The 22,546-nt window shown below is 66.9% G+C and carries 16 protein-coding genes; 9 read left to right on the top strand and 7 right to left on the bottom strand.

Annotation, left to right across the window (positions count from 1 at the left end):
* Positions 1–4: 4 nt before the first annotated feature.
* From F8S13_13530 to F8S13_13550, 5 genes are read left to right on the top strand one after another with little or no spacing between them, the layout of a single operon-like run.
* Positions 5–841, top strand: a complete 837-nt coding sequence (locus F8S13_13530) for a protein-glutamate O-methyltransferase CheR (GenBank protein ID KAB8142575.1) — start codon at positions 5–7, stop codon at positions 839–841.
* Positions 842–858: 17 nt separating this feature from the next.
* Complete coding sequence (cheB, locus tag F8S13_13535) at positions 859–1,902, top strand: chemotaxis-specific protein-glutamate methyltransferase CheB (protein KAB8142576.1); 1,044 nt, start codon at positions 859–861, stop codon at positions 1,900–1,902.
* Entirely contained in the window at positions 1,902–2,276 is a 375-nt protein-coding gene (locus F8S13_13540) for a response regulator (protein KAB8142577.1), read from the top strand. The genes cheB and F8S13_13540 overlap by 1 nt, the downstream gene beginning before the upstream one ends.
* Positions 2,267–2,869 (top strand): chemotaxis protein CheC, encoded by a 603-nt coding sequence (locus F8S13_13545; GenBank protein ID KAB8142578.1) that lies wholly within the window; start codon positions 2,267–2,269, stop codon positions 2,867–2,869. Before F8S13_13540 ends, F8S13_13545 begins: the two co-directional genes overlap by 10 nt.
* A gap of 37 nt (positions 2,870–2,906) precedes the next feature.
* Positions 2,907–5,489 (top strand): PAS domain-containing protein, encoded by a 2,583-nt coding sequence (locus tag F8S13_13550; protein ID KAB8142579.1) that lies wholly within the window; start codon positions 2,907–2,909, stop codon positions 5,487–5,489.
* A gap of 9 nt (positions 5,490–5,498) precedes the next feature.
* On the opposite strand, the gene F8S13_13555 is transcribed toward F8S13_13550, so the two are convergent.
* Entirely contained in the window at positions 5,499–6,842 is a 1,344-nt protein-coding gene (locus F8S13_13555; protein ID KAB8142766.1) for an acyl-CoA dehydrogenase, read from the bottom strand.
* Positions 6,843–7,092: 250 nt separating this feature from the next.
* Here F8S13_13555 and F8S13_13560 point away from each other — a divergent pair, with 250 nt between their 5' ends.
* Entirely contained in the window at positions 7,093–9,996 is a 2,904-nt protein-coding gene (locus F8S13_13560; protein ID KAB8142580.1) for a hypothetical protein, read from the top strand.
* A gap of 5 nt (positions 9,997–10,001) precedes the next feature.
* Here the strand turns inward: F8S13_13560 and F8S13_13565 are convergent, their stop codons facing one another.
* The 3 genes from F8S13_13565 to F8S13_13575 form a co-directional block, all read right to left on the bottom strand.
* Positions 10,002–11,567, bottom strand: coding sequence for a PAS domain S-box protein (locus tag F8S13_13565; protein KAB8142581.1), 1,566 nt, complete (start codon positions 11,565–11,567; stop codon positions 10,002–10,004).
* 176 nt (positions 11,568–11,743) lie between these two features.
* The gene (locus tag F8S13_13570; protein KAB8142582.1) at positions 11,744–12,094 is read right to left on the bottom strand and encodes a GlsB/YeaQ/YmgE family stress response membrane protein; all 351 of its coding nucleotides are present in this window, start codon (positions 12,092–12,094) and stop codon (positions 11,744–11,746) included.
* A 68-nt stretch (positions 12,095–12,162) separates the two neighbouring features.
* Complete coding sequence (locus F8S13_13575) at positions 12,163–13,185, bottom strand: homoserine dehydrogenase (GenBank protein ID KAB8142583.1); 1,023 nt, start codon at positions 13,183–13,185, stop codon at positions 12,163–12,165.
* A gap of 279 nt (positions 13,186–13,464) precedes the next feature.
* Here F8S13_13575 and F8S13_13580 point away from each other — a divergent pair, with 279 nt between their 5' ends.
* Positions 13,465–13,791, top strand: a complete 327-nt coding sequence (locus F8S13_13580) for a hypothetical protein (protein ID KAB8142584.1) — start codon at positions 13,465–13,467, stop codon at positions 13,789–13,791.
* Between the two features lie 78 nt (positions 13,792–13,869).
* Here the strand turns inward: F8S13_13580 and F8S13_13585 are convergent, their stop codons facing one another.
* Entirely contained in the window at positions 13,870–15,762 is a 1,893-nt protein-coding gene (locus F8S13_13585; GenBank protein ID KAB8142585.1) for a protein kinase, read from the bottom strand.
* A gap of 907 nt (positions 15,763–16,669) precedes the next feature.
* Between F8S13_13585 and F8S13_13590 the strand changes: the two genes are divergently transcribed.
* A complete protein-coding gene (locus F8S13_13590) occupies positions 16,670–18,511 on the top strand; it encodes an APC family permease (GenBank protein KAB8142586.1) in 1,842 nt (613 codons plus the stop codon).
* Positions 18,512–18,566: 55 nt separating this feature from the next.
* Here the strand turns inward: F8S13_13590 and F8S13_13595 are convergent, their stop codons facing one another.
* On the bottom strand, positions 18,567–18,830 hold the full coding sequence (locus F8S13_13595; GenBank protein ID KAB8142587.1) for a hypothetical protein: 264 nt from the start codon (positions 18,828–18,830) through the stop codon (positions 18,567–18,569).
* A gap of 744 nt (positions 18,831–19,574) precedes the next feature.
* Between F8S13_13595 and recJ the strand changes: the two genes are divergently transcribed.
* On the top strand, positions 19,575–21,281 hold the full coding sequence (gene recJ, locus F8S13_13600; protein ID KAB8142588.1) for a single-stranded-DNA-specific exonuclease RecJ: 1,707 nt from the start codon (positions 19,575–19,577) through the stop codon (positions 21,279–21,281).
* Positions 21,282–21,691: 410 nt separating this feature from the next.
* Here recJ and F8S13_13605 read toward each other — a convergent pair whose 3' ends face one another.
* Positions 21,692–22,420 (bottom strand): phosphatidate cytidylyltransferase, encoded by a 729-nt coding sequence (locus tag F8S13_13605; GenBank protein ID KAB8142589.1) that lies wholly within the window; start codon positions 22,418–22,420, stop codon positions 21,692–21,694.
* Positions 22,421–22,546: the final 126 nt, after the last annotated feature.

The raw sequence follows: 22,546 nt of genomic DNA on the forward strand, positions 1-22,546 counted from the left end.
CTCTATGCACTTCTATGCCGAAACCCTAGGTCTCTCCGACAGCGCCTTTAGCATCCTGCGCGATCTGATCCACGAGCGGACAGGAAACTACTATGATGAAGCCAAGCGCGATCTGCTGGCCAGCAAGCTCTCGGGGCTGGTGCTGGAGCGGGGCTTCACATCCTTCCTTGAATACTACTACCTGCTGCGGTATGATCCTGCTGGTGAGCAGGAGTGGCCGCGCCTGCTCGATGCGCTCTCGGTGCCCGAGACCTTCTTCTGGCGCGAGCCGGCGGCGCTGGAGGCGCTGGCCCAGCACCTGGTGCCGGCCTGGGCGGCGCAGCACAGCGGCCCGCTGCGCATCTGGAGCGCGGGGTGCGCCACCGGCGAGGAGCCGATCTCGATCGCCATCGCGCTGCGCGAGGCGGGCTGGCTCGGGCGTATCCCCATCCAGATCCTGGCCACCGACGCGAGCGCTAGGGCGCTGGATGTGGCGCGGCGCGGGATCTACCGCGAGCGCTCGTTCCGCAGCATGCCGCCGCAGTTTCGCGAGCGCTACTTCACGCCAGCCGAGGATGGCTGGCAGCCCATGCCCGAGATAGCGCAGCACATCCAGTGGTCGCTTGTGAACCTCGTCGCGGAGGAGCAGGTGGCGCGGTGCGCACCCGCGCCGATTATCTTCTGTCGCAATGTCTTCCTCTACTTCTCGCCCCAGGCGATCCGCGCTACGGTCGAGCGGTTCAGCGAGCACATGCCGCAGCCAGCATATCTTTTTCTTGGCGTGGCTGAATCGATACTTCGCCTGACGACGCGCTTTCAACTCCAGGAGATCGGCGGCGCGTTCGTCTACGTGAAACAGTAGCGTACAAAAGGATCGCTATGGATCGCCCAATCCGTGTGCTCGTGGTGGATGACTCGGCCTACATGCGCAAGATGCTTCGGCAGATGCTCTCGCGCAGCGTCGGGATCGAGGTGGTGGGGGCCGCGCACGATGGGGCCGAGGCGCTGGAGCTGGTCGTGCGGCTCCAGCCCGATGTGGTGACAACCGACCTGATGATGCCGGTGATGGACGGGGTGGCCTTTGTGCGCGCCCAGATGGCCCGCGCGCCGCTGCCGATCGTGCTGGTGAGCATCGCCGATGAGCAGAGCCAGAGCGCCCTGGCCGCGCTAGATGCGGGCGCGGTTGATATCGTGCAGAAACCGACGGCGCTGGCCAGCGAGCGCCTGCTTGAGATCGGCGAGGCGCTGGTGGGGAGCGTCCAGCGCGCCGCGCAGATTCGCTTTGCCAAGCGCGTGGGCGATGCGCCCGCAGCCTACGATCAGGGCTCGCAGCGTGCCGCCCAGCGCCCATTGAACGCGCTTGATATAATTGTGATCGGCATCTCTACTGGCGGGCCGCAAGGGCTGAAGCAGGTGATCCCAGATCTCCCCCCCTCCTTCCCGCTGCCGATCGTGATCGTGCTCCACATGCCTGTCGGCTACACGAGCCTCTACGCCCGCTCGCTCGGTGTGATCTCGCACCTGGCCGTGCGCGAGGCCGCCGACGAGATGCCCGTGCTCCCCGGCGCGGTGCTTGTGGCACCGGCTGGCCAGCACATCCGCCTGCGGCGCGGCCCCGGCGGGGTGCGCGCCCACCTGAGCGACCAGCCGAGCGACTCGCTGCATCGGCCCTCGGTCGATGTGCTGTTTCAATCGGCCGCCGAGATCTACGGCGAGCACGCGCTGGGCATTGTGATGACCGGGATGGGCAGCGATGGCCTGAGCGGGGCCGCCTGGATCAAGGCGCGCGGCGGGGTGGTGTGGACCGAGGCCGAGGAGACCTGTGTGGTGTATGGCATGCCGCGGGCGGTGGTGGAGGCTGGGCTGAGCGACCGCAGCATTCCGCTGGGCGAGCTGTCCCAGGCGCTGAAGGAGTTGTGCTGATGGCGAAGATCTTGATTGTGGATGACTCGACGATGTCCCGGCGCATGCTCCGCCGCTTTCTTGAGGCGGATGGGCACCAGATCATCGAGGCGGATGATGGCCTGGTGGCGATCGAGCGCTATATGCTGGAGCACCCCGACCTGGTGACGCTGGACATGACCATGCGCGGCATGCACGGGCTGGATGTGCTAGCCCAGCTGCGCGCGCTCGACCCGGCGGCGCGCGTGCTGGTGGCCACCGCCGATATCCAGCGCTCGACCCGCGATATGGTGCATGCCGCAGGCGGCAGCGGCTTCCTCAGCAAGCCCTTCGAGGAGGAGCGGGTCCGCCGCGCAGTGGCGCAGATCCTGACGGGAGGACGGGCATGGAACTAACCGAGCAGCAGCACGATGCCCTCACCGAGGTGCTCAATATCGCTACGGCCCGCACCGCCGCCGCCCTGTCCGACCTTACCGGACAGCGTGTTGTGCTGGATGTCCCACAGATCAGCATCCACCCGCTTGGCGATCTGCCCCAGGTGCTCAGCCGCTTCATCGAGGGCGATATCGCCACCGTCCACCAGATCTTCAACGGCTCGGTCGCGGGCGATGCCCTGCTGCTGCTTGGCCACGATGCGGCGGTGCAGCTGGTGGACATGATGACCGAGGACCACGCCCGCTCCCAGCGCCTCAACGAGTCGGCCCGCGAGGTGCTAACCGAGGTGGGCAATATTCTGCTGAACGCCTGCCTGGGCGTCTTCGGCGATCTGCTGCAGGTTCACGTTTCCTTCTCTGTCCCCCGGCTGCACCTGAACGACCTGAACCGCATGATGCGCTCGGTGGTGATCGGCCGCGAGGAGCTGCAGTATGGCATGGTGGTGCATACCACCTTCCGCCTGCACGCCAGCGCGGTGAGCGGCTACCTGGTGGTGATCCTCAGCGTCTCGTCGCTTGATCGCCTGATCGACGCGATTGAGCAGTTTGGCTAGAAGTCTTCCTCTGTTGGTCTTGAAGGGCTTGAAGGCGATGACGATGTCGATTGATAGGCATGCCGATACGATCCCGCCCTGGTTTCAGGATCTGACCGGCCAGGGCATTGTGGTGGCCGATCTCGCCCTGCGCATCCGCAGCTGGAGCCGCTGGATGGAGATGCACAGCGGCCACCGCGCTGCCGATGTGCTTGGGCAGGATCTGCGCACGCTCTACCCCGATCTGCAGGCCCGCAACCTGGTGCGCTACTTCGAGCTGGCCCTAGGCGGCCAGACCACGGTGCTCTCGCAGCGCCTGCACCGCTACCTCTTCCCCATGCCCTCGTCCGACCCCGCGTTCCCACACATGCAGCAGAGCGCCCGCATCGGCCCGCTGATCCGCGATGGCGCGGTGGCGGGCGTGGTGGTGGTGATCGATGATGTCTCTGAGCGCGTCAGCCACGAGCAGGATCTTCAGCGCCTGCTGGAAAATGAGCAGGCCGCCCGCGCCAGCGCCGAGGCCTCGCAGCGCCAGCTCTCGCTGATCGCCGAGGTGAGCGCGCTGCTGGCCAACACGCTGGATGTCACCGCCGTGCTGCCGCAGGTTGCCCGCATGCTGCTGCCGCTGCTGGGCGACCTGTGCGTGATCGAGCTGCTGGGCGAGGATGGGGCCGTGCGCCGCGCGGTGATGGCCCATATCGACCCTGCGAAGGATGCGGTTCTCCAGGAGCTGGGGCGGCGCTACCCGGCGGGCCAGTCGGCGCGGCGGCCCGCGCTGGCCGCCCTGCGCACCCGCCGCGCCGAGGTGGTGGCCGATGTATCTGCCGCACCAGGCTACGCCGAGGGCCTGGATGCGCCGCGCCGCGAGCTGATCGAGGCGCTCGGCACGCGTTCGGTGCTGGCCACGCCGCTGCTGGCCCGCGAGCGTACCATCGGCGTGCTCACGCTGTGCTCGGCGGCGCTGGACCGCTACCACGAGGCCGATGGGCAGCTGGCCGAGGATGTGGCGCGTCGCATCGCGCTGGCTATCGACAGCTGGCAGCTCTACAACCAGGCCCAGGAGGCCCTGCGCTCGCGCGATACCGCGCTGGCGATCGCCGAGGCCGAGCGCGCCAAGCTCCAGCGGCTGTTTGCGCAGGCTCCGGCGGCCATCGCGGTGCTCCAAGGCCCCCGCCACGAGGTCTCGTTCGCCAACCTCTACTACCGCCGGATCTTCGGCGAGCGCGAGTACATCGGGCGCGCCCTGGCCGATGTGGTGCCCGAGCTGGCGGTGCAGGGCGCGATCGATCTGCTCGATCAGGTCTACCGCTCCGGCGAGCCGCATATGGGCGATGAGGCCCCACTGCTGATCGACCGCTGCGGCGACGGCGTGCTGGAGCAGCATTTCTTCACCTTCGTGTACCAGCCCACGCTCGACCCGGCGGGGGCGATCGAGGGCGTGCTGATCCACATGATCGATGTGACCGAGCAGGTGAGCGCCCAGCGCGAGCGCGAGCGGCTGGCCGCCCTGGTGCGCGAGCAGGGCGAGCACCTGCGCGTGACGCTCTCCAGCATTGCCGACGCGGTGATCGTGACCGACCTTAACGGTATGCTGACCTTCATCAATCAGGTGGCCGAGCAGCTGACCGGCTGGGGCCACGCGGAGGTGCTCGGGCGCCCGGTCGAGGATGTGCTGGCGCTGATCGAGGAGGGCAGCGGCGCGCTGGCCGAGAACCCCATCCGCCGCGTGCTCTCCAGCCACGGGCCGATCGCGCAGGCCGCATCTGCGCTGCTGGTGCCGCGCTCGGGCGCCGCGCTGCCGATCGAGTCTAGCGCCGCGCCTATCCGGGATGATGCCGACCGCACCATCGGCGTGGTGCTGGTGTTCCGCGATACCAGCGCCCGCCGCCGGGCCGAGCTGGAGCGCGCCGACCTGCTGGAGCGCACCGAGGCCGCCGTGCGCATGCGCGACGTGTTCTTCTCGGTCGCCGCGCACGAGCTGAAGACGCCGCTGACCTCGCTGATGGGTAACATCCAGCTGATCCAGCGCCGCGCCGCGCGCGACATGGCCCTGCCCGAGCGCGAGCTGCACAACCTGGGCGTGGCGGTCAGCCAGGCGCGTCGGCTGCGCCAGATGATCGATGCGCTGCTGGATGTCACCCGGATCGAGTCGGGCCAGCTGAGCCTGGCGCAGGCACCGCTGGCGCTCGGCGCGCTGCTGCAGCAGATCGTCGGCGAGATCCAGCCGACCCTGCGCGCCCACACGCTGCTGCTGGAGCTGCCCGACGCGCCGCTGATGGTGCATGGCGATGCGCTCCGGCTGGAGCAGGTGTTTCAGAATCTGGTGCAGAACGCCGTGAAGTACAGCCCCGCTGGCGGGCCGATCCGCATCAGCGCCGCCGCGCGCGCGGGCAGGGCGGTGGTGTCGGTCGCCGATCAGGGCATCGGCATCCCCAGCGCGTCGATGCCCATGCTGTTTCAGCGCTTCCACCGCGCCGCCAACGTCACCGGCAGCTACAATATTAGCGGTATGGGCATCGGGCTGTTTGTGGTGAAGGAGATTGTCTCGCTGCACGGGGGGGATGTGGCGGTGGAGAGCGAGGAGAACCGGGGCAGCACGTTCACCGTTACGCTGCCCCTTCTCCCCTTGGGAAACGCCTAGCGCTGGCCGCTAGACAAAGGCGCTGACGCCCGTGATCGCGCGGCCCACGATCAGCGTGTTCATCTCGTGGGTGCCCTCGTAGGAGTAGATGGCCTCGGCGTCGGCAAAGTACTTGGCCGCCTCGTACTCCAGCAGGATGCCGTTGCCGCCGAACAGGCCGCGCCCTAGCGCCACCACCTCGCGCATGCGCTCGCCGCAGAAGGCCTTGGCCAGCGAGGCCCGCTCGTGGCTGATCTCGCCGTCGCGCTCCTCCAGCCGGGCCAGCTGCAGCATCATGGCCTGCATCGCAGTGACGCTGCCCAGCATCTGCACCAGCATGTTCTGCACCAGCTGGAAGCTGCCGATGCTCTTGCCGAACTGCTCGCGGCTCTGGGCGTAGGCTAGGGCGCGCTCGTAGGCCCCCATGGCCAGGCCGGTGGCCTGCCAGCCCACGATCGAGCGCGCCGAGGCCAGCTGCCGCGCGATGTCGCGGAACGAGGCGATGCCCGGCAGCCTGCTGGACTCATCCACCTGCACGTTGTCCAGCGTGATCAGCACATTTTCCACCATGCGCTGCGAGATCTTGCCCTGCAGCTTCTCCACCGTATAGCCCGGCGTGCCGCGCTCGACCAAGAAGCCCTTCACCTGGCCATCCGCCGTGTCGCGGGCCATGATCACGTTCACGTCGGCGAAGGTGGCGTTGCCGCTCCACTTCTTCGCGCCGTTGATCACCCAGGTGTCGCCCTCGCGGCGGGCCGTGGTCTGCAGCCCCGCCGAGGTGGCCGAGCCGACATCCGGCTCGGTGAGCGCCCACGAGCCGATCTTCTCGAAGCGGCGCATGGCGGGCATCCAGCGCTGCTTCTGCTCGGCGGAGCCGAAGGCGTTGATCGAACCCATGGAGAGGCCAAAGTGGACACCGAAGAAGGTGGCGATCGACGGCTCGGCGCGGGCCAGCTGCATGGTGAACATGCCCGCGAACAGCGGGTTGGTCTCTGGGAAGATGAACGGGCGGTCGCCGATCACCTGCCCCACCATCTGGGCGAAGGCCGGGATGATCTGACGCGGGAACTCGCCGCGATCCCAGTACTCGACGGCGATCGGGCGCACCTCGCGCTCCATGAACGCCGCGACGGCCCGCATGGCCTCGCGGTCCTCGGCGCTCAGCGCCGCGCCGATGTCGTAGAAGTCGGCGTCGATCGGCGGCGGCTCGCGCCGCGCCGCCCCGTTCGAGCGCTTCAGCAGCTGCTTGAGCGTCTTGGGGTCGACATGATCCAGGGCCTCCATCAGCTCGCCCAGATCGACCTGCTGTGCCAGCTTGGCGATCTTGCCCAGATCGATCTTCTGCATGAGCCGGAAGAGATCGGTGCTGCTCATGGTCTCGGTCGTCATCGTGCTGCTCCTTGTGGTAGGTGTACAGCTGCGCATGCCGCGCTGCATACGTCGGACGGTTGAGTGCTGCGGCCCCTGCGCCGCTATCGGCCTAGATGGATGTGGGATGCTGATAGTAGGATGAATCGTACCACAGCTTTTTTAGAAGAGTCTTAGAGCGGTGCGATTGGTGGTGGTTTTCCTGCTATAAAAGCCAGATCGGGCCTTGTATAATACAGGCAACCAACGCTGGCCCATGAGATCAACACCGACGTATGATGCTCTTTGTTGCGCAGAATGGCGGCTGCTCGCTGTGAATACGCTGCACCTTTTTGGCCCTATGGAAATAGCGCACGATGGCGTGACGCTCAGAATCGATTCGCGCAAGGCCCAGGCGCTGCTGGCCTACCTGGTGGTCGAGCAGCGCCCGGTGTCGCGGATGGCGCTGCTGGGTATGTTCTGGCCCGACATGCCCGAGGATCGCGGGCGGGCCAACCTGAGCTGGACGCTGAACCGCCTGAACGCGCTGCTGCCCGGCCTGATCAGCGCCGAGCGTAGCAGCGTGCGCTTTCTGCCCGCCGAGACCACCGTGATCGACTGCATGGTGTTCCGCCAGCACGCCGCGCGCGCCGAGCCGCTGGCCTGGGCGCTGGCGGTCGAGCAGTACCGCGGGCCGCTGCTGGATGGGCTGCAGCTCACGGGCTGCGCCGACTTCGAGCACTGGCTGCTGATCGAGCGCGAGCGCTTTGAGCAGCAGGTGATCGACCTGCTGGCGCGGCTGGCCGAATGGCACGCGGGCAACCGCGCCCCAGAGGCCGCCGCCGAGGCGCTGGGGCGGCTGCTGGCGCTCGACCCACTGCGCGAGGAGGCCCACCGCCAGCGCATGTGGGCGCTGGCGCAGGCGGGCCAGCGCGCCGCCGCCCTGGCCCAGTACGAGCGCTGCCGCGAGATCCTGCGGGCCGAGCTGGGGGCCGAGCCTGCGCTGGCCACCGTGGCCATGGCCGAGCAGATCCGCAGCGGGCGCGATATCGCGCCGCGCCCTATGGTGGCCGGGCGCCCCCGCCCTGCGCTGCCCCACTCGCCCCCCGCCGCCCTCATAGGCCGCCGCGCCGAGCTGCAGTCGCTGGCCCGCCTGCTGGATACGCCGGGCGTGCGCCTGGTGACGATCGCGGGCCTGGGCGGCATCGGCAAGACCAGCCTGGCCCTGGCCTACGCCGAGCACGTCGCGCCGCGCTTCCACGATGGCACGCGCGTGGTGGCCCTGGCCGCGCTCGACGCCGCCGCGCTGCTGCCTGCAGCCATCGCCGAGTCGCTGGGCTACGACCTGCACAACCACCCCAGCCCCCAGCGCGTGCTGCTCGACCTGCTGCGCGACGCCGAGCTGCTGCTGGTGCTCGACAACATGGAGCACCTGCCCGCCGCCGCCGATCTGCTGGCCGACATCCTGGCCGAGGCACCGGGCGTGAAGCTGCTGCTCACCTCGCAGGAGCGGCTGGGCCTGCGCGAGGAGCGCGTGTTCGATCTGGGCGGCCTGGGCCTGCCCGCCGAGCCGTCGGCGGAGGCGGTGCTGGCCTCGGAGAGCGGGCAGCTGTTTGTGCATCACGCCAGCCGCGTGCTGGCCTCGTTCACGATCGATGGCGAGAACGAGGCCTCGGTGGCGCAGATCTGCACCATGCTGGGCGGCCACCCGCTGGCGATCGAGCTGGCCGCCAGCTGGGTTCGCTCGCTCTCGTGCGATGAGATTGCCCAGGAGATCGCCGCTGGCATGGACTTTCTCAGCACCACCATGCGCGATCTGCCCGCGCGCCACCGCAGCGTGCGCTCGGTCTTCGCCTATAGCTGGGACAGGCTAAGCGAGGATGAGCGACGGGCCTTCGCGCTGCTCTCGGTCTTCCCTTCCGACTTCTCGTCGCATGCGGCCCGCGCGCTGCTGGGGGTGCTGACCTTCGGCCTCGATCTGCCCGCATCCGAGCGCAGGCTGCGCAACCTGATCGCCGCCCTGGTCGATCGCTCGCTGGTGGTGCGGCTGCGCGGCGGGCGCTACAGGCTGCACAGCCTGCTGCGCTCCTTCGCCGCCGAGAAGCTGGGCGCGGGCGACATGGCGCTGGCCCGCAGCCGCCACTGGGCCTACTTTGGCGAGCTGCTGTGCGCCCGCGAGGCTGCCCTGCGCGGGGCCGATGTGCAGGGCGGTCTGGCCACGCTCACCGCCGAGTTTGCCAACATCCGCGCGGGCTGGCTGTGGGCCATCCATCACCCCGACTCGCTGATGCTACGCGCCGCCGAGAGCCTGCTGCTGTTCTACGATACGGCGGGCCGCTTTCGCGATGGGGCCGAGCTGTTCGCCGAGACTGCCGCCCAGCTTGAGCGCATGGAGCGCCCAGCCGACCGCGTGCCCCTGCTGGGGCGGGCGCGCACGCGCCAGGGCCTGCTGCTGATCTGGCTGGGCGGCTACGCCGACGCCCAGCGCTGCTTCGAGCAGGGGCTGCGGCTTGCCAACAGCTTCGGCGATCGGCGCGAGCAGGCCCTGGCGCTGGCCGGGCTGGCCTTCACCCAGCGCTGGCTGGGCCACCTAGCCGACGCCGAGCGGCTGGGCCGCGATGCGCTGGTGCTCGCCCGCGACCTAGGCGACCGCTGGCTGATCGCCACTGCGCTGCAGTACCTAGCCCTGATCTGCCGCGACCTGGAGGTGTTTGCCGAGGCGCGCGCGTATGCGCAGGAGTGCCGGGCGCTGTTTCACTCGTTTGGCTACCGGCGCGGGGTGGGATTTGCGCTCACGGTGCTGGGGCTGGTGGAGTACGACACGGGCAGCTATGGCGAGGCCGAGCGCATGTTTCACGAGGGCTACGGCCTGTGCGCCGCTGTGGGCGACCCGATGGGCACAGTGATCGCCGAGCACTACTTGGGCGTGCTGGCCCTGGCCCAGGGGCGGTTTGCCGAGGCCCGCCAGCGGCTCGGCAGGGCACTGGCCGAGTCGCGGCGGCTGGGCTATCAGTGGGGCGGTATCCGCGCCCAGATCCAGCTGGGCGTGCTGGCCCGCGCCGAGTCGCGCCCCGATGAGGCCGCCCAGCGGCTGTCCGCCGCCATGGCCGATGCCCAGAGCATTGGCGCGCTGCCCCTGCTGCGCGAGGCCAGCGCCATCCAGCGCGAGTGGGCGGGCTAGGCGGCCTAGCGCCGCGCGAGCGCGGTGGCGATGCCGCTCTGGAGTGTGCTGCTGGTGATCACGCCGTTCATGGTGATGCCTAGCCCCACCACGGTCTGCGCCACCTCGGGGCGGATGCCGGTGAGGATGACCCGCGCGCCCACCAGGCTGGCGGCCTGCGCGGCGCGCAGCAGCGTCTGGGCCACCTGGGTGTCCACCACGGGCACGCCGGTGATATCGATGATGGCGATCTCGGCGTGGGCCTCGACGATGCCTTCGAGCAGCCGCTCGACGATCTGGTCCGCCCGCACGCTGTCGATGCTGCCGATCAGCGGCATCACTGTGACGCGGTCGCTGATCGGGATCATGGGGGTGGAAAGCTCGGCCAGCGCGGCCTGCTGGGCGGCGATCACCTGCTCCTGCAGCTGCAGCCGCTCCTCCTCGGCGCGTAGCTGCTCAGTCATGTCGCGGGCGATCCCTGCGCCTGCGAAGGGCCTGCCGTTCAGATCGTGCATCACCGCGATGGCGCTCTGGGTCAGCACGGTGCTGCCATCCCTGCGCCGGTAGGTGATCTGGCCGTGCCAGCGCCCGTTTTGGGCGAGCTCGTGGTTGATACCGTCGGAGTCGATTGGCATCTCGGGGGTGTAGAACCGAGTTACGTCCTCGCCGATGAGCGAGTCTTCTGCGTGCAGCAGGCGGTGGAAGGCGGGGTTGGCATAGCGGATGGTTTGGCCGAAATCGACGATGGCAATGCTGTCGGGCGCGTTTTCTACCAGCAGCTGGAAGTTGCGCAGATCTTGCTCGATAGCCAGTTGGTCGCTGATATCGCGGATGATCGCGACGCTGGAGACATCGCCGCTGTCACCCTGGATCATATAGCTGGAGACATCGCCGATAAATTCGCTGCCATCGTTGCGCCGGTAGGTCAGCCGCCCTTTCCACAGCCCGTCTTCGGCAATGGATGTGCGCAGATCCTGCAGCACCTCGGCGTCCTGCTCGCCAAACAGATCGGCCTCGCGCATGCCAAGCAGCGACTCGTAGCCCATCTGCTGCTGGAGCGCGGGGTTGGCGTAGCTGATCACCCCGTTGATCGCCACGCCGATGCCGTCGGGGGCGTACTCGGCCAGCTTTTTGAAGAGCCGCAGCTGGTTCTGGTAGCGTCTGCTGATCAGGTTGACCGCCCCATCGAAGAGCTTCATCAGCTCTTTGATGCCGATGCCCGCCCCTTCGATGCCTTGCTCCATAGCCTCAAGCGCGAGGCTGAGGAAGGCGGCACGGTAGATCGAGTTGTGCTGGAGCACCACGTCGAGCGGGATGTTATCGAGCACCTGTGGGGTGAGCTGCTGGGCAAAGCCCTGCAGGATCGGCTCGTGCTGGTAGTCGCGCATGAAGCGGAAGTAGCTGCCGAGGGTATGGGCGATCTGCTCTCGCACTTGTTCGGGGCTCTGGCGGAAGACATTGCCAGACTCTGACAGCTGTGGCGTGATGATGTCGTAGAACTGGGGCTGGCGGTCGAGAAAATAGCTGAGGAGAGCGGGCGCAGCTGTGCCGTCGTCTGGGTTGGCTGGTACGTGCGTCATACATGCCCTCATGGGTAAAAATGTTCTTGTTGCTTAGGTAGTAGTGTATGAAATTCAATGCGAGTTGTATAGATGCAGATTCTCACCGATTCGATGACGAATATGCTTCAACGACAAAAAAACGGCGGGGCGCTCTTTGAGCTATGCTCTGAGCGCCCCGCCGGTATTCCGATGCTAGCCCAACTTGCCTAGCGGTAGTAGGCCCGTCGGCGGTAGGCCACGCGCTGGCGCGGCCTGCGCACCAGGCTGATGATAAACAGCAGCACGATCGCACCGAGGATCGACCAGACGATGTCGAAGCGGAAGTCGATGGCGATCAGGTTCGCGCCGCCGGTCTCGGGCACGATCGAGTCGGTGCTGAGCACCGGCGGCAGGCCCAGCTGCCCGGCCAGCCAGCTGCCCAGGTACGCGCCCACCAGGCCGATGGCGATCGATGCGACAAAGCCGCCCGGGCTAAAGCCCACCACCATCTCGGCGATCAGACCACACACGCCAGCCACCAGCAGGAAGAGAATAAGCTCGATGAGTGACATAATCATTGCTCCTTTGGTTGATCAAATAATGATCGCTGCCATAGGCTAAAGCAAAGAGTATGCCACTGCCGCCGCTAGCGCGGGATGGCCAGGATGTCGGAGAGCAGCGCGAAGCCGGTGGCGGTGCCGCCCGCGCCCGGCCCGATCAGGGTGACATCGCCCAGCAGGTCGGTGGTGTAGGTGAGCGCGTTGGTCGCGCCGCTCACGTGGGCCAGCGGGTGGCTCATGGGCACGCGCATCGGCTCGACGCTGGCGCTCAGGCTGCCGTCGGCGGCGCGCGCCACCCGCGCGATCAGCTTCCAGCGCTCGCCCGCCTGGGCGGCGGCGGCGATGTCCGCCGGGGTGATGCCGGTGATGCCGGTGCGCCACACTTGGTCGGGCAGCACGCTGCCGCCCATCAGCATGGTGGCCAGGATGGCGGCCTTGCCTGCGGCGTCGTAGCCTTCCACATCGCCGGTGGGGTCGGTCTCGGCGTAGCCCAGGCGCTGGGCCTCGGCCAGCGCCTCGGCGTAGGGCAGCCCGCCCTCCATCTGGGTGAGGATGTAGTTGGTGGTGCCGTTGACGATCCCGCGCACCTCGCGCAGCTCGCAGCCGGCCAGCGCGCTCCAGCCCAGCCGCAGCGAGGGCGTGCCCGCCATCACCGTGCCCTCATAGCCGAAGCTCAGGCCGCGCGCGGCGGCCTCTTGGCGCAGGGCGGGGCCGTGCAGCGCCACCGGGCCTTTGTTGGCTGTTACCACATGCATGCCGCGCCCCAGCGCCGCGCGCATGTAGCCGGTGGCTGGCTCGGCGGTGGCGAAGTCGGTGGGGCTGGCCTCGGCCAGCACATCGGCCTCGGCGTTGGCGATCAGTTCGGCGGGCGACCAGGGCTGGCGGTCGGGCAGGCCGCTGTAGTCGCGCCGCTCGCTGGCCTGGAGCACGGCGGCCACATCCAGCCCGCCGGGGTTGTAGCAGCACCACGAGCGGGTGGCCGCGCCCACCAGCAAGATGCGCACGCCTTGGTGCTGCTCGATCCAGGCCTGCCGCCGGGCCACAATCTCGGCGAAGCCGCGCCCGACGCTGCCCACCCCGGTCAGAATTACACGATAGTGTATGCTCATGGCCTCTTCCTTCTGTGCATGTGGGTTTGGCCGCTATTGTACCCGATATATGGCGTTGCGATGCTGCGGGCCAGCCGCGATGATGGTTCGTATGACGAACGATGGTTGTTTTTTGGCCGCGATAGGGTACAATACAGGCCGAAATACGCCGTTGTGTGTAGAACCCACCCAGGGTATGGTAGCCGCGCGCTGTCGAAGCTGCAGAGCCGCGCGGGTGCGGCTAGCGCACGCCCGCGTGGTGCCGCCTATGATGGAGCTTCAGAAGCACTGGAGGCCTCTATGACAGAGCGACAGGGGATGTTTACCATCCCGACCCGGCTCTTCCTCACCCCCGAGCAGCGTGCGAAGCTAGAGCAGATGGTGCGCGCCGAGAAGAGCGACCTGGCCTCAGCCGTGTCGCAGATCGTGGCCGAGTTCCTCGATACCCTGCCCGAGCCTGAGCCCGAGCCGGTGGTCGCCCCCGTCGAGTCGCGCGGGGCCATCCGCCAGCGCCGCGCCGAGCTGGCCCGCCTGCGCGCCCGGCGCGATGCGGCGGGCGGCGGCGCGCCTGCCTGGCTGCACGCCTACATCGCCGATCTGGAGGCCGAGATTAGCCGGAACGGCTAGGCCGCCGCCCGATGCCAGAACGCCAACGCGCCCGTGCGTCATCGACGCACGGGCGCGTTGGCATACTGCGGGCTGCCGCTAGTGTATGAAGAACATAATCAGCAGGGTGAGGAACATCACCCCGACCATCACATACAGCGTGATCCGCTCCAGGTCGTAGAGCGCCAGATCGCCGCGCACTTCGTCTTTGAAGCCGATCAGGGCTAGGCTGTGCGACTTTTCCTTCAGCTTGTAGTCTACCTCGGTCAGCGGCACGCCACGGATGATCAGCTCGGTGGCGATCAGGCGCGCATCTTGCCCGCCGCCGTTGATCGCGGCCTCCAGCATCTCTTTCAGCGGGGCGATCTGGTACCAGCGCGCCTCGAAGGCGTCGATCTCGCGCCGGAAGACCTCCTGCAGCTGGGTCTGCACCGCCAGCTTTTGGTAGGGGGCCACATCATCCTCGTTGAAGAACACCCGCCCGTGGCGCGACCACGTGAAGACCTTCTCCTGCAGCATCTGGCCGGTGCCCTCGCAGCGCGGGCAGGGGATCTTGCCATAGCCACGGCAGGTCGGGCAGTTCTCCGAGTAGGTCTCGGTCTTATTGGTGCCGTCGGCATCTTTGACCCGGCGGGTCTTCTCGATCACGCCCTTGGTGCCGCAGCTCTTGCAGGGGATGAAGGTCGAGCCGTTGCACTCGGTGCAGCCTACCACCTTCTGCGAGCCGGGGATCACGATCGGCTCGGCGGGGGCCTCGCTGAACGTGTCGGTCTCGGGCACGGCGATGGTCCACAGCTCTGGCTCGGCTGCAGAAGGGTTGAGCGTGCCGCCCTTGTGCACGTGCTCGCGGGTCTGCGGCGTGGTGCGGGTCTCGTAGTAGACCTTCAGCTCGTAGGCGTAGAGGTTGTAGCTGACGATCTGCTCGGGCTGGATGAGCTGGCCGAAGGCGGTCTTGCGCAGCTTCAGCGGCGCCTGCCTGCTCCAGCGGTCGAGCACGCGGCGGATGGCCCCCGAGCGGTGCAGCGCGTCGGCCCTGGCCCGCGACTTGGACTGAAACTCGTGGTCGAGCATCTCGCCGATCACCGACTCCACAGGGTTTTCGAGCCACTCGGCGATCGCCTCCCAGCGCGACTCCTCCATGTCGTCGGTCGAGCTGTCGATCTGGCGGCGCAGCGCCTGGCGCAGCACCGTGGTCACCTGCTCGGCGCTGGTGAAGCGCTGGTTTGGCTCGACGGCCATCAGCTTGCGCAGGATGCGGTCGACCCCGCCCAGTGCGGCGTCGCGCTCGGCCAGCGAGCGCAGGGCCTGCCCAGGGGCAGGTGGCACCTGGCCGCTGAGCGCGTGGTAGAGCACTGCGCCCAGGCTGTACAGGTCGGACTCGCGGCGCACCTTGCCGGTCAAGGTCTGCTCGGGGGCCGAGTAGGGCGTCAGGAAGTCGGCCTCGTCGAGCTTCGAGAGGTCGGGCGTGTCGGGCGAGTGGGCCAGGCTGAAGTTGGTCAGGTAGGCCACGCCCTGCGGCGTCACCAGGATGTTCTCGGGCCGCACATCGCGGTGGTAGATGCCTTGGTCGTGCAGGTAGTCGAGCGCCGCGCCGACCTGCGAGGTGATGCGCAGCGCCAGCAGCGGGTCGATCGGCCCGGCGGCGAGCACCCCGCTCAGCGGCTGGCTCTCGATCTGGGGCGTGACGATATAGTCGCCATAGTGCTCGTCGTGCCCGGCGTCGATCACCTGCAGGATGCTGGGGTGGCTGAGCCGTGCGGCGAGCCGCGCCGCCAGCTGGAATCGGCTGGATGAGATCCAGTCGGTGCGACGCAGCAGGTGGACTTCGACTGGCCGATCAAGGGTGAGATGGACGCCACGGTAGACGGTGGCAAGCTCCTCCTGGCCGATCCGCTCGGAGAGGCGGTAGTTGGTCAGCTCCCGCATCTCGGCGGTGGAGCGTGTAGCACCAGGGCTAGGTGGTTTTGTGGTGGAACGAACATTTGCCGACATGTGCATCTGTCCTCGTGGTTCTTGAACGCATTCAAGTATAGCGGCGGACGCCAGAGAGTGCAAGAAGCCGAGGCGTGAGCTATAGTATAGAACATATGTTCTAATTTTGCAACCCTCAGGCCGCAGCCATCCCCGCCTGCCGCCCGCTTGTTTCTGCCGTCACAATGCGCCAAGGCCCTCGTAGAGGCTGGGCCACCTGCCTCTTACTACCGATCGGGGTTGGGCGACGAGATAACTATCGTGTGTCGTAAGCATACCATATTGTTGGGCCTGCATCTGCAGCGCGCTCGCACCCGCCTTGGTTGCGCCGCCCTCTACTATCGGTGGTGAAACACATCTTGACTGTACCTAGCGCGCGTGCTATGATCACCGCGCTGTATCTACTGTCCTGTGGCAGTGCACCTCGCGGATTCTGGTGCAAGAACCTAATGGCGCTGCGCTGCGCCCGGATCTGACATCCGCCCTGTGACAGCCGACCATATCGCCGACTGCTCGGCGTTTTTTTGTGCCTTTTTTGCTTCGGCAGCACGTGCCTGCGCGCTCCCCGCTGTGGTGGGTCGGGTCGAACGCGGGGCTTTGAGATAAAAGATAGAGGAATTACCCTTCTGCGCTCTTCTACCCGGCGCAGATTGAGCGAGGTGGGGTAGAATCGTATGATCAAGCTGTCGATACGCCTGCTGGATGCCCACGCGCCCATATCAGCAGCACTGCGGCCCACGGGCTGCCCATGTGCGCCTGCTGGCCTGCCCAGCCGGGGTGGGCGCGGCGTATCAATTGGCTTGGATCAACAGTGGCATGGCGCACAAGCGAAGATTGAGCCTGTGCGGAACCGTTGCGGCGATGTGGCGGTTCCCTTTTTGTTGCACGTTGAATTTCCCCCTTATGCTTCTTGGAGAAGTGAAGTGCTATGCTTGGACTAAAGCGGCTTGTCATTGGCCAGCCCCTCTCGAATGAGCAGCTCGCCCACGAGCGTCTCTCGAAGCGGATCGCGCTGGCGGTCTTTTCATCCGACGCCCTCTCGTCGGTGGCCTACGCCACCGAGGCCATCCTGGTGGCGCTCTCGGTGGCCGGCGTGATGGGCTACTCCTACGTCATCCCGATCGCCATCGGCATCGCCATCTTGCTGATCACGGTCTCGTTCTCGTACCGGCAGACCATCCACGCCTACCCCAAGGGTGGCGGCACCTACATCGTCTCGCGCGAGAACCTGGGCCAGATCCCCTCGCTGGTGGCGGCCTCGGCGTTGCTGATCGACTATGTGCTCACCGTGGCGGTGAGCATGTCGGCCTCGGTGGCGGCCATCACATCCGCGATCACCGTGCTGGAGCCGTACCGCGTGGAGCTGGCCCTGGGCCTGATCGGCGTGGTGACACTGATGAACCTGCGCGGCGTGAAGGAGTCGGGCAAGGTCTTTGCGGTGCCCACCTACCTCTTTATTGGCAGCATGTTCCTGCTGATCTTCGTGGGCCTGTTCAAGATGCTGACGGGCACCGTGGATCCTGCGCCCGCGCCCGCCGTCACCCACATCCCCGAGCACCTGCAGAACATCTCGTTCTTCCTGCTGCTGAACGCCTTCTCGCGCGGCTGCACCGCGCTCACCGGCATCGAGGCGATCGCCGATGGCGTGCCCGCCTTCAAGAAGCCCGAGCCGAAGAACGCCGCGATCACCCTGGTGGTGATGGCCACTATCCTCTGCACCATGTTCCTGGGGATCACCGTGCTGGCCCACGCCTACCAGATCATCCCCGACGCCGGCCCCGAGCCCGAGACGGCCAACTCGCAGCTGGCCCGCGCGATCTTCGGCGGCGGCTCGCCGCTGTACTACCTGGTGCAGTTCTCCACCATGCTCATCCTGGTGCTGGCCTCGAACACGGCCTACGCCGACTTCCCGCGCCTCTCGTACTTCTTGGCCAGCGACCGCTTTCTGCCGCGCCAGTTTGCCCAGCGCGGCGACCGGCTAGTGTTCTCGAACGGTGTGATCGTGCTAGGCCTGTTCGCGGCGGCGCTGGTGGTGGGCTTCAGCGCCCGCGAGCAGGATCTGCTGCCGCTGTACGCCCTGGGCGTGTTCCTGTCGTTTACGCTCTCGCAGTTCGGCATGGTGCGGCGCTGGCACAAGCTGAAGCAGCCGGGCTGGAAGCACAATATGGTGATCAACGGTCTGGGCGCGCTGGTGACGGGGGTGGTGCTGCTGATGATCGCGATCACGCGCTTCACCGAGGGCGCGTGGGCGGTGATCATGCTCATCCCGCTGATGGTGCTGGCGCTCAAGGCCATCCGCTCGCACTACGACGAGGTGGCCCGCCAGCTCTCGCTGGCCGATGCGCCGCCGCCCACAGCGGTACGCCGCCACACGGCGGTGGTGCTGATCTCGGGCGTGCATCGCGGTGTCATCCCCGCGCTGCAGTACGCCCTCTCGCTCACGCCCGACAATGTGACGGCGGTGTATGTGGATATGGACCCCGAGGCCACCGCCAAGCTCAAGCAGAAGTGGGAGCAGTGGGGCTGCGGCATCTCGCTGGTGGTGCTGACCTCGCCCTACCGATCGCTGCTGCGCCCGCTGCTGCAGTATATCGACGAGCTGGACCAGATGTATGAGGATGATGTGCTGACGGTGATCATGCCCGAGTTCATCCCGCTGCGCTGGTGGCAGCACCTGCTGCACAACCAGACGGCGCTGCTCATCCGCACGGCGCTGCTGTTCCGGCGTGGCCGCGTGGTCACCAGCGTGCCCTACCGGCTCGACCACTAGCCCCAGCGTAGGCCAAAGCGTGAGGCCGGGCGGTAACCCGCCCGGCCTCGCTGCTCTATGGCTCGACATCCTCCGGGCGCTCGCGGATCGCCCAGCAGAACACCAAGCACCCGATGACCGCGCCCACCACCCCGCTGACCGTGATCGGCCCAGCGACGCTGTGGTGGATGCCGTCGGCGATCATCCCGCCGATGAATGCCCCGAATGCTCCCGCGAGCAGGGCACCATTCGCATTAGGACGGTAGGCGCGTCGTCGCGGCCCTACCCCTACGAACATCGCAATGATCAGGCCGATCACCGGCCAGACGATGTACGCCATAGGGGCCTCCTTTCTTTTCGACTTCGTTGTCAAAAGTTGTATGGCGCGGGAATTGGCAATTGTTATGCCGCGATTAGCATAGCATGATTCGCGGCGAGGCGGAAGCATGCATCCGCTTTGTAGCGGTATGGTTACCACCAACGCTCCAAGGCCTCAAGGAAGCACAGGAACAAATACCGCGAAGATCTGAAGACGCGAAGGGCAGAAAGGCGAGGCGAGCACGGTTGGCTGAATTTTGGGTGCTTTTCGTTTGGTGGGTGGATGCCCTGCGCGGGCGGCGCACCGGGGCCAGCCCCTCGGAACCCTGCCAGGGGGCGTCGCCCCCTTGGAACCCCAATTCTGAGCGTTCCCATGCCGAATGTTGGCCGCTGATGTCCATGCATATGGCCAGCAAAACATCAGCGGCACCTTCGCCGCATGGGCCGGGTGAGTAAGGCTGGCTCATCGCTCTTTCCGAGACCTTTTGTCCGCTTCGTGCCTTCGCGTCTTCGAGGTGAAGCGGTCTTTTTGTCCCCTTGCTGCCGTGGTGTCTTGGTGGTAAACGGTCTTCTTCGTGCCTTCGTGTCTTCGTGGTAAATGCTTCTCTTCAGGGTGAAGCGGCCCCCTTCGCCCCTGGTTTGCGCCGCCCCTGCCGCCATGCTATACTCCATCCTCGGCGGTGCGCCGCCCCTCGACCTGCCTGCCGCGCCCCCTTCTGTTCGAGTCGCGGGCCTGCGCCGCCCGCGCGTGCTGTGAGGTTTGACCATGTCCGCTCGTAAAAAGCGCTGGGTGCTCAAGGAAGCCGCCCCGGCCCCGTTTCTGCGCACGAGCCGCGAGTTCTCGCCGGTGGTGGCCACGCTGCTCTACCAGCGCGGCATGCGCGACCCCCAGCAGATCGCGGCCTTCCTCTCCTCCGACTACCGCAGCGGCATCCACGACCCCTTCGCTATGAAGGGTGTAGATGTGGCGGCCAGCCGGATCGCCAAGGCGATCGCCCAGGCCGAGCCGGTGGTGGTGTACGGCGACTTCGACGCCGACGGCGTGACGGCGGTGGCCCTGCTGGTGCAGGCCCTGGGCGCGATGGGCGCGGCGATCACGCCCTACATCCCCCACCGCCAGCACGAGGGCTATGGCCTGAACCACGTGGCCATGGAGAAGCTGGCCGAGTCGGGGGTGAAGCTGCTGATCACGGTGGACTGCGGCATCAGCAATGTGGCCGAGGTGGCCCACGCCCAGGCGCTGGGCATCGATGTGATCGTGACCGACCACCACACCCCGCCCGATGTGCTGCCCGCCGCCTTCGCGGTGGTCAACCCCAAGCAGCCCGGCGACGGCTACCCCTTCAGCCAGCTGACCGGCGTGGGCATCGCCTACAAGCTGGTGCAGGCCCTGGCCCGCCTGGGCGTGCGCATGCCGCTGCGCGGGCGCGACCTGCTGGATGTGGTGGCGCTGGGCACCGTGGCCGACCTAGGGCCGCTGCTGGATGAGAACCGCGTGCTGGTGAAGGCCGGGCTGGAGTCGCTGAACACCACCCAGCGCCCCGGCCTGCGCGCCCTGATCGAGGTGGCCGGGCTGGCCATGGGCCGCGTCACCGCCACCGACATCAGCTTTATGCTGGGGCCGCGCCTCAACGCCGCGGGCCGGCTGGATGACGCGGTGCTGGCCTACCGCCTGCTGCTGGCCGCCGATCTGGCCGAGGCCCGCACCCTGGCCGAGGAGCTGAACATGGCCAACCGCCGCCGCCAGGAGATGACCCGCGAGGTGCAGGAGGCGGCCAGCGAGCAGATCCGCACCCGTGGGATGGCGCAGGACCGCGTGATCGTGCTGGATGGCGCGTACCCGGCGGGGATCGTGGGGCTGGTGGCCGCGCGCCTAGTGGAGGAGTTCGGCAGGCCGGTGCTGCTGGTCGAGCGCGGCGACGACCACTCGCGCGGCTCGGCCCGCTCGGTGCCGGGCTTCAGCATCATCGATGCGCTGCGCAGCTGCGACGATGTGTTTGTGCGCTACGGCGGCCACAGCGCCGCCGCCGGGTTCACGCTGCCCACCGCGCGCCTGGGCGAGCTGTCGCAGCGCCTCAACGACTACGCCGACGAGCACCTGCCCGACGACATGCTGCAGCCCGCGCTGGAGATCGACGCCGAGGTGCCGCTGGCCGCGCTCAGCTGGGATCTGCTGAGCCAGCTGGGCAAGCTGGAGCCGTTCGGCGTGGGCAACCCCCAGCCGGTGCTGATGAGCAGCCGCGTGCGCGCGGTGAGCACCGCCCGCCCTGGCCGCGCCAGCGCCCACCTGAAGCTGCGCCTGGATGACGGCGCGGGCGGCCCGTCCTTCGACGCGATCGCGTTCCGGCTGGGCCACCTGGCCGAGTATTTCTCCTCGCCGCGCTACATCGATGTGGCCTACACCTTCGAGGCCAACGAGTGGCAGGGCCAGCGCACGCTTCAGCTCAACGTGAAGGATTTCCGGCGGGCGTAGGTTTCTTACCACGAAGGCGCGAAGACGCGAAGGGGATGAGAAGGACCGTTTTACCACCAAGACGCCAAGACACCAAGGGAATAGAAGATCGCGACTCTTATGTGAAAAGCGAGAGGTTGTATCGTAAATGATACGCCTCTCGCTTTTTTTGTAGTACGCCCTGTTTGACTAATGCATGCACTAGCCTACGACTTTGATATGTCGGTCTGTGACTTTGATATGTCGGTCTATGACTTTGATATGTCGGTCTGTGACTTTGATATGTCGGTCTGTGACTTTGAGGTGTCGGTCTGTGACTTTGAGGTGTCGTTCTATGACTTTGAGGTGTCGGTCTGTGATGTAAGGCTGAGAAAAATGGTGCTGGCGCGGCGTTCGTGTATCTTCGCAGGCTCGCCGCGCCAGGGATCGGGCTAGCGCACCAGCAGCCACAGCGCGCCCGCCGTGATGAATGGCACGGTCAGGTTGTCCAGCCCGGCGGGGGTGACGCCCTCGGCCACAGTGGCCAGCAGCGCGCCCACGGTGGCCGCGATCAGCAGCTGGGGCGTGGTGAGAACCGGCGCGAAGGGGGCCATCACCACATTGCCCGAGATCAGGCCCAGCGTCAGGTAGATCGCCGCGAAGCTGACCACCGCCATCACCACCGAGCCTTCGACGCTGCGCGTGCTGCCCCAGATGGTGTAGGGGTGCCGCCCGAACAGCCGCCCCGCGATCGCCGCCAGCGAGTCGCCCCAGGTGAGCACCATGATCGCGGCGGCGGCCACCGGCCCGTAGTCGGCGATGGGCGTGCCGTCGTCGGTCTGGCCGATGGGCCGCCAGAGCAGCGCGAATACCACGGTGACAGCTAGCGCGAAGTAGGCCGCGCCGGGCGTGCTATCCTCTTGGTCGATAGATTTGACTAGGCGGAAGTAGTAGAGCAGATAGTTGGCCACGGTGAAGATCGCGAAGGGGATGATGCCGACCCACCAGCGGTAGAACAGCATCATGATCGCGATTATCCACATGCCCGCCCAGACATGGACAAACTTGCGGGTGTAGAACTGGGGGACATCCAGCTTGCGGTAGAGCAGCTCGCTCATGCCGATCAGGCACAGGGCGTAGATCAGCGAGATCGCGAGGCCGATGATTTCACGTTGATACATAGGGTGATCGTGTCGGTGGCGTTCTGGCGCGGCAAGGCGCGGCAATGGCGGATGATGGAGCAGCGATTGTACCGCAGGTGGGGGTTCTGCGCAATGGCGGCGGCTAGGGCTTCTGGGCCTATGCGT

The organism is Chloroflexia bacterium SDU3-3 (assembly GCA_009268125.1).
Taxonomy (GTDB): domain Bacteria; phylum Chloroflexota; class Chloroflexia; order Chloroflexales; family Roseiflexaceae; genus SDU3-3.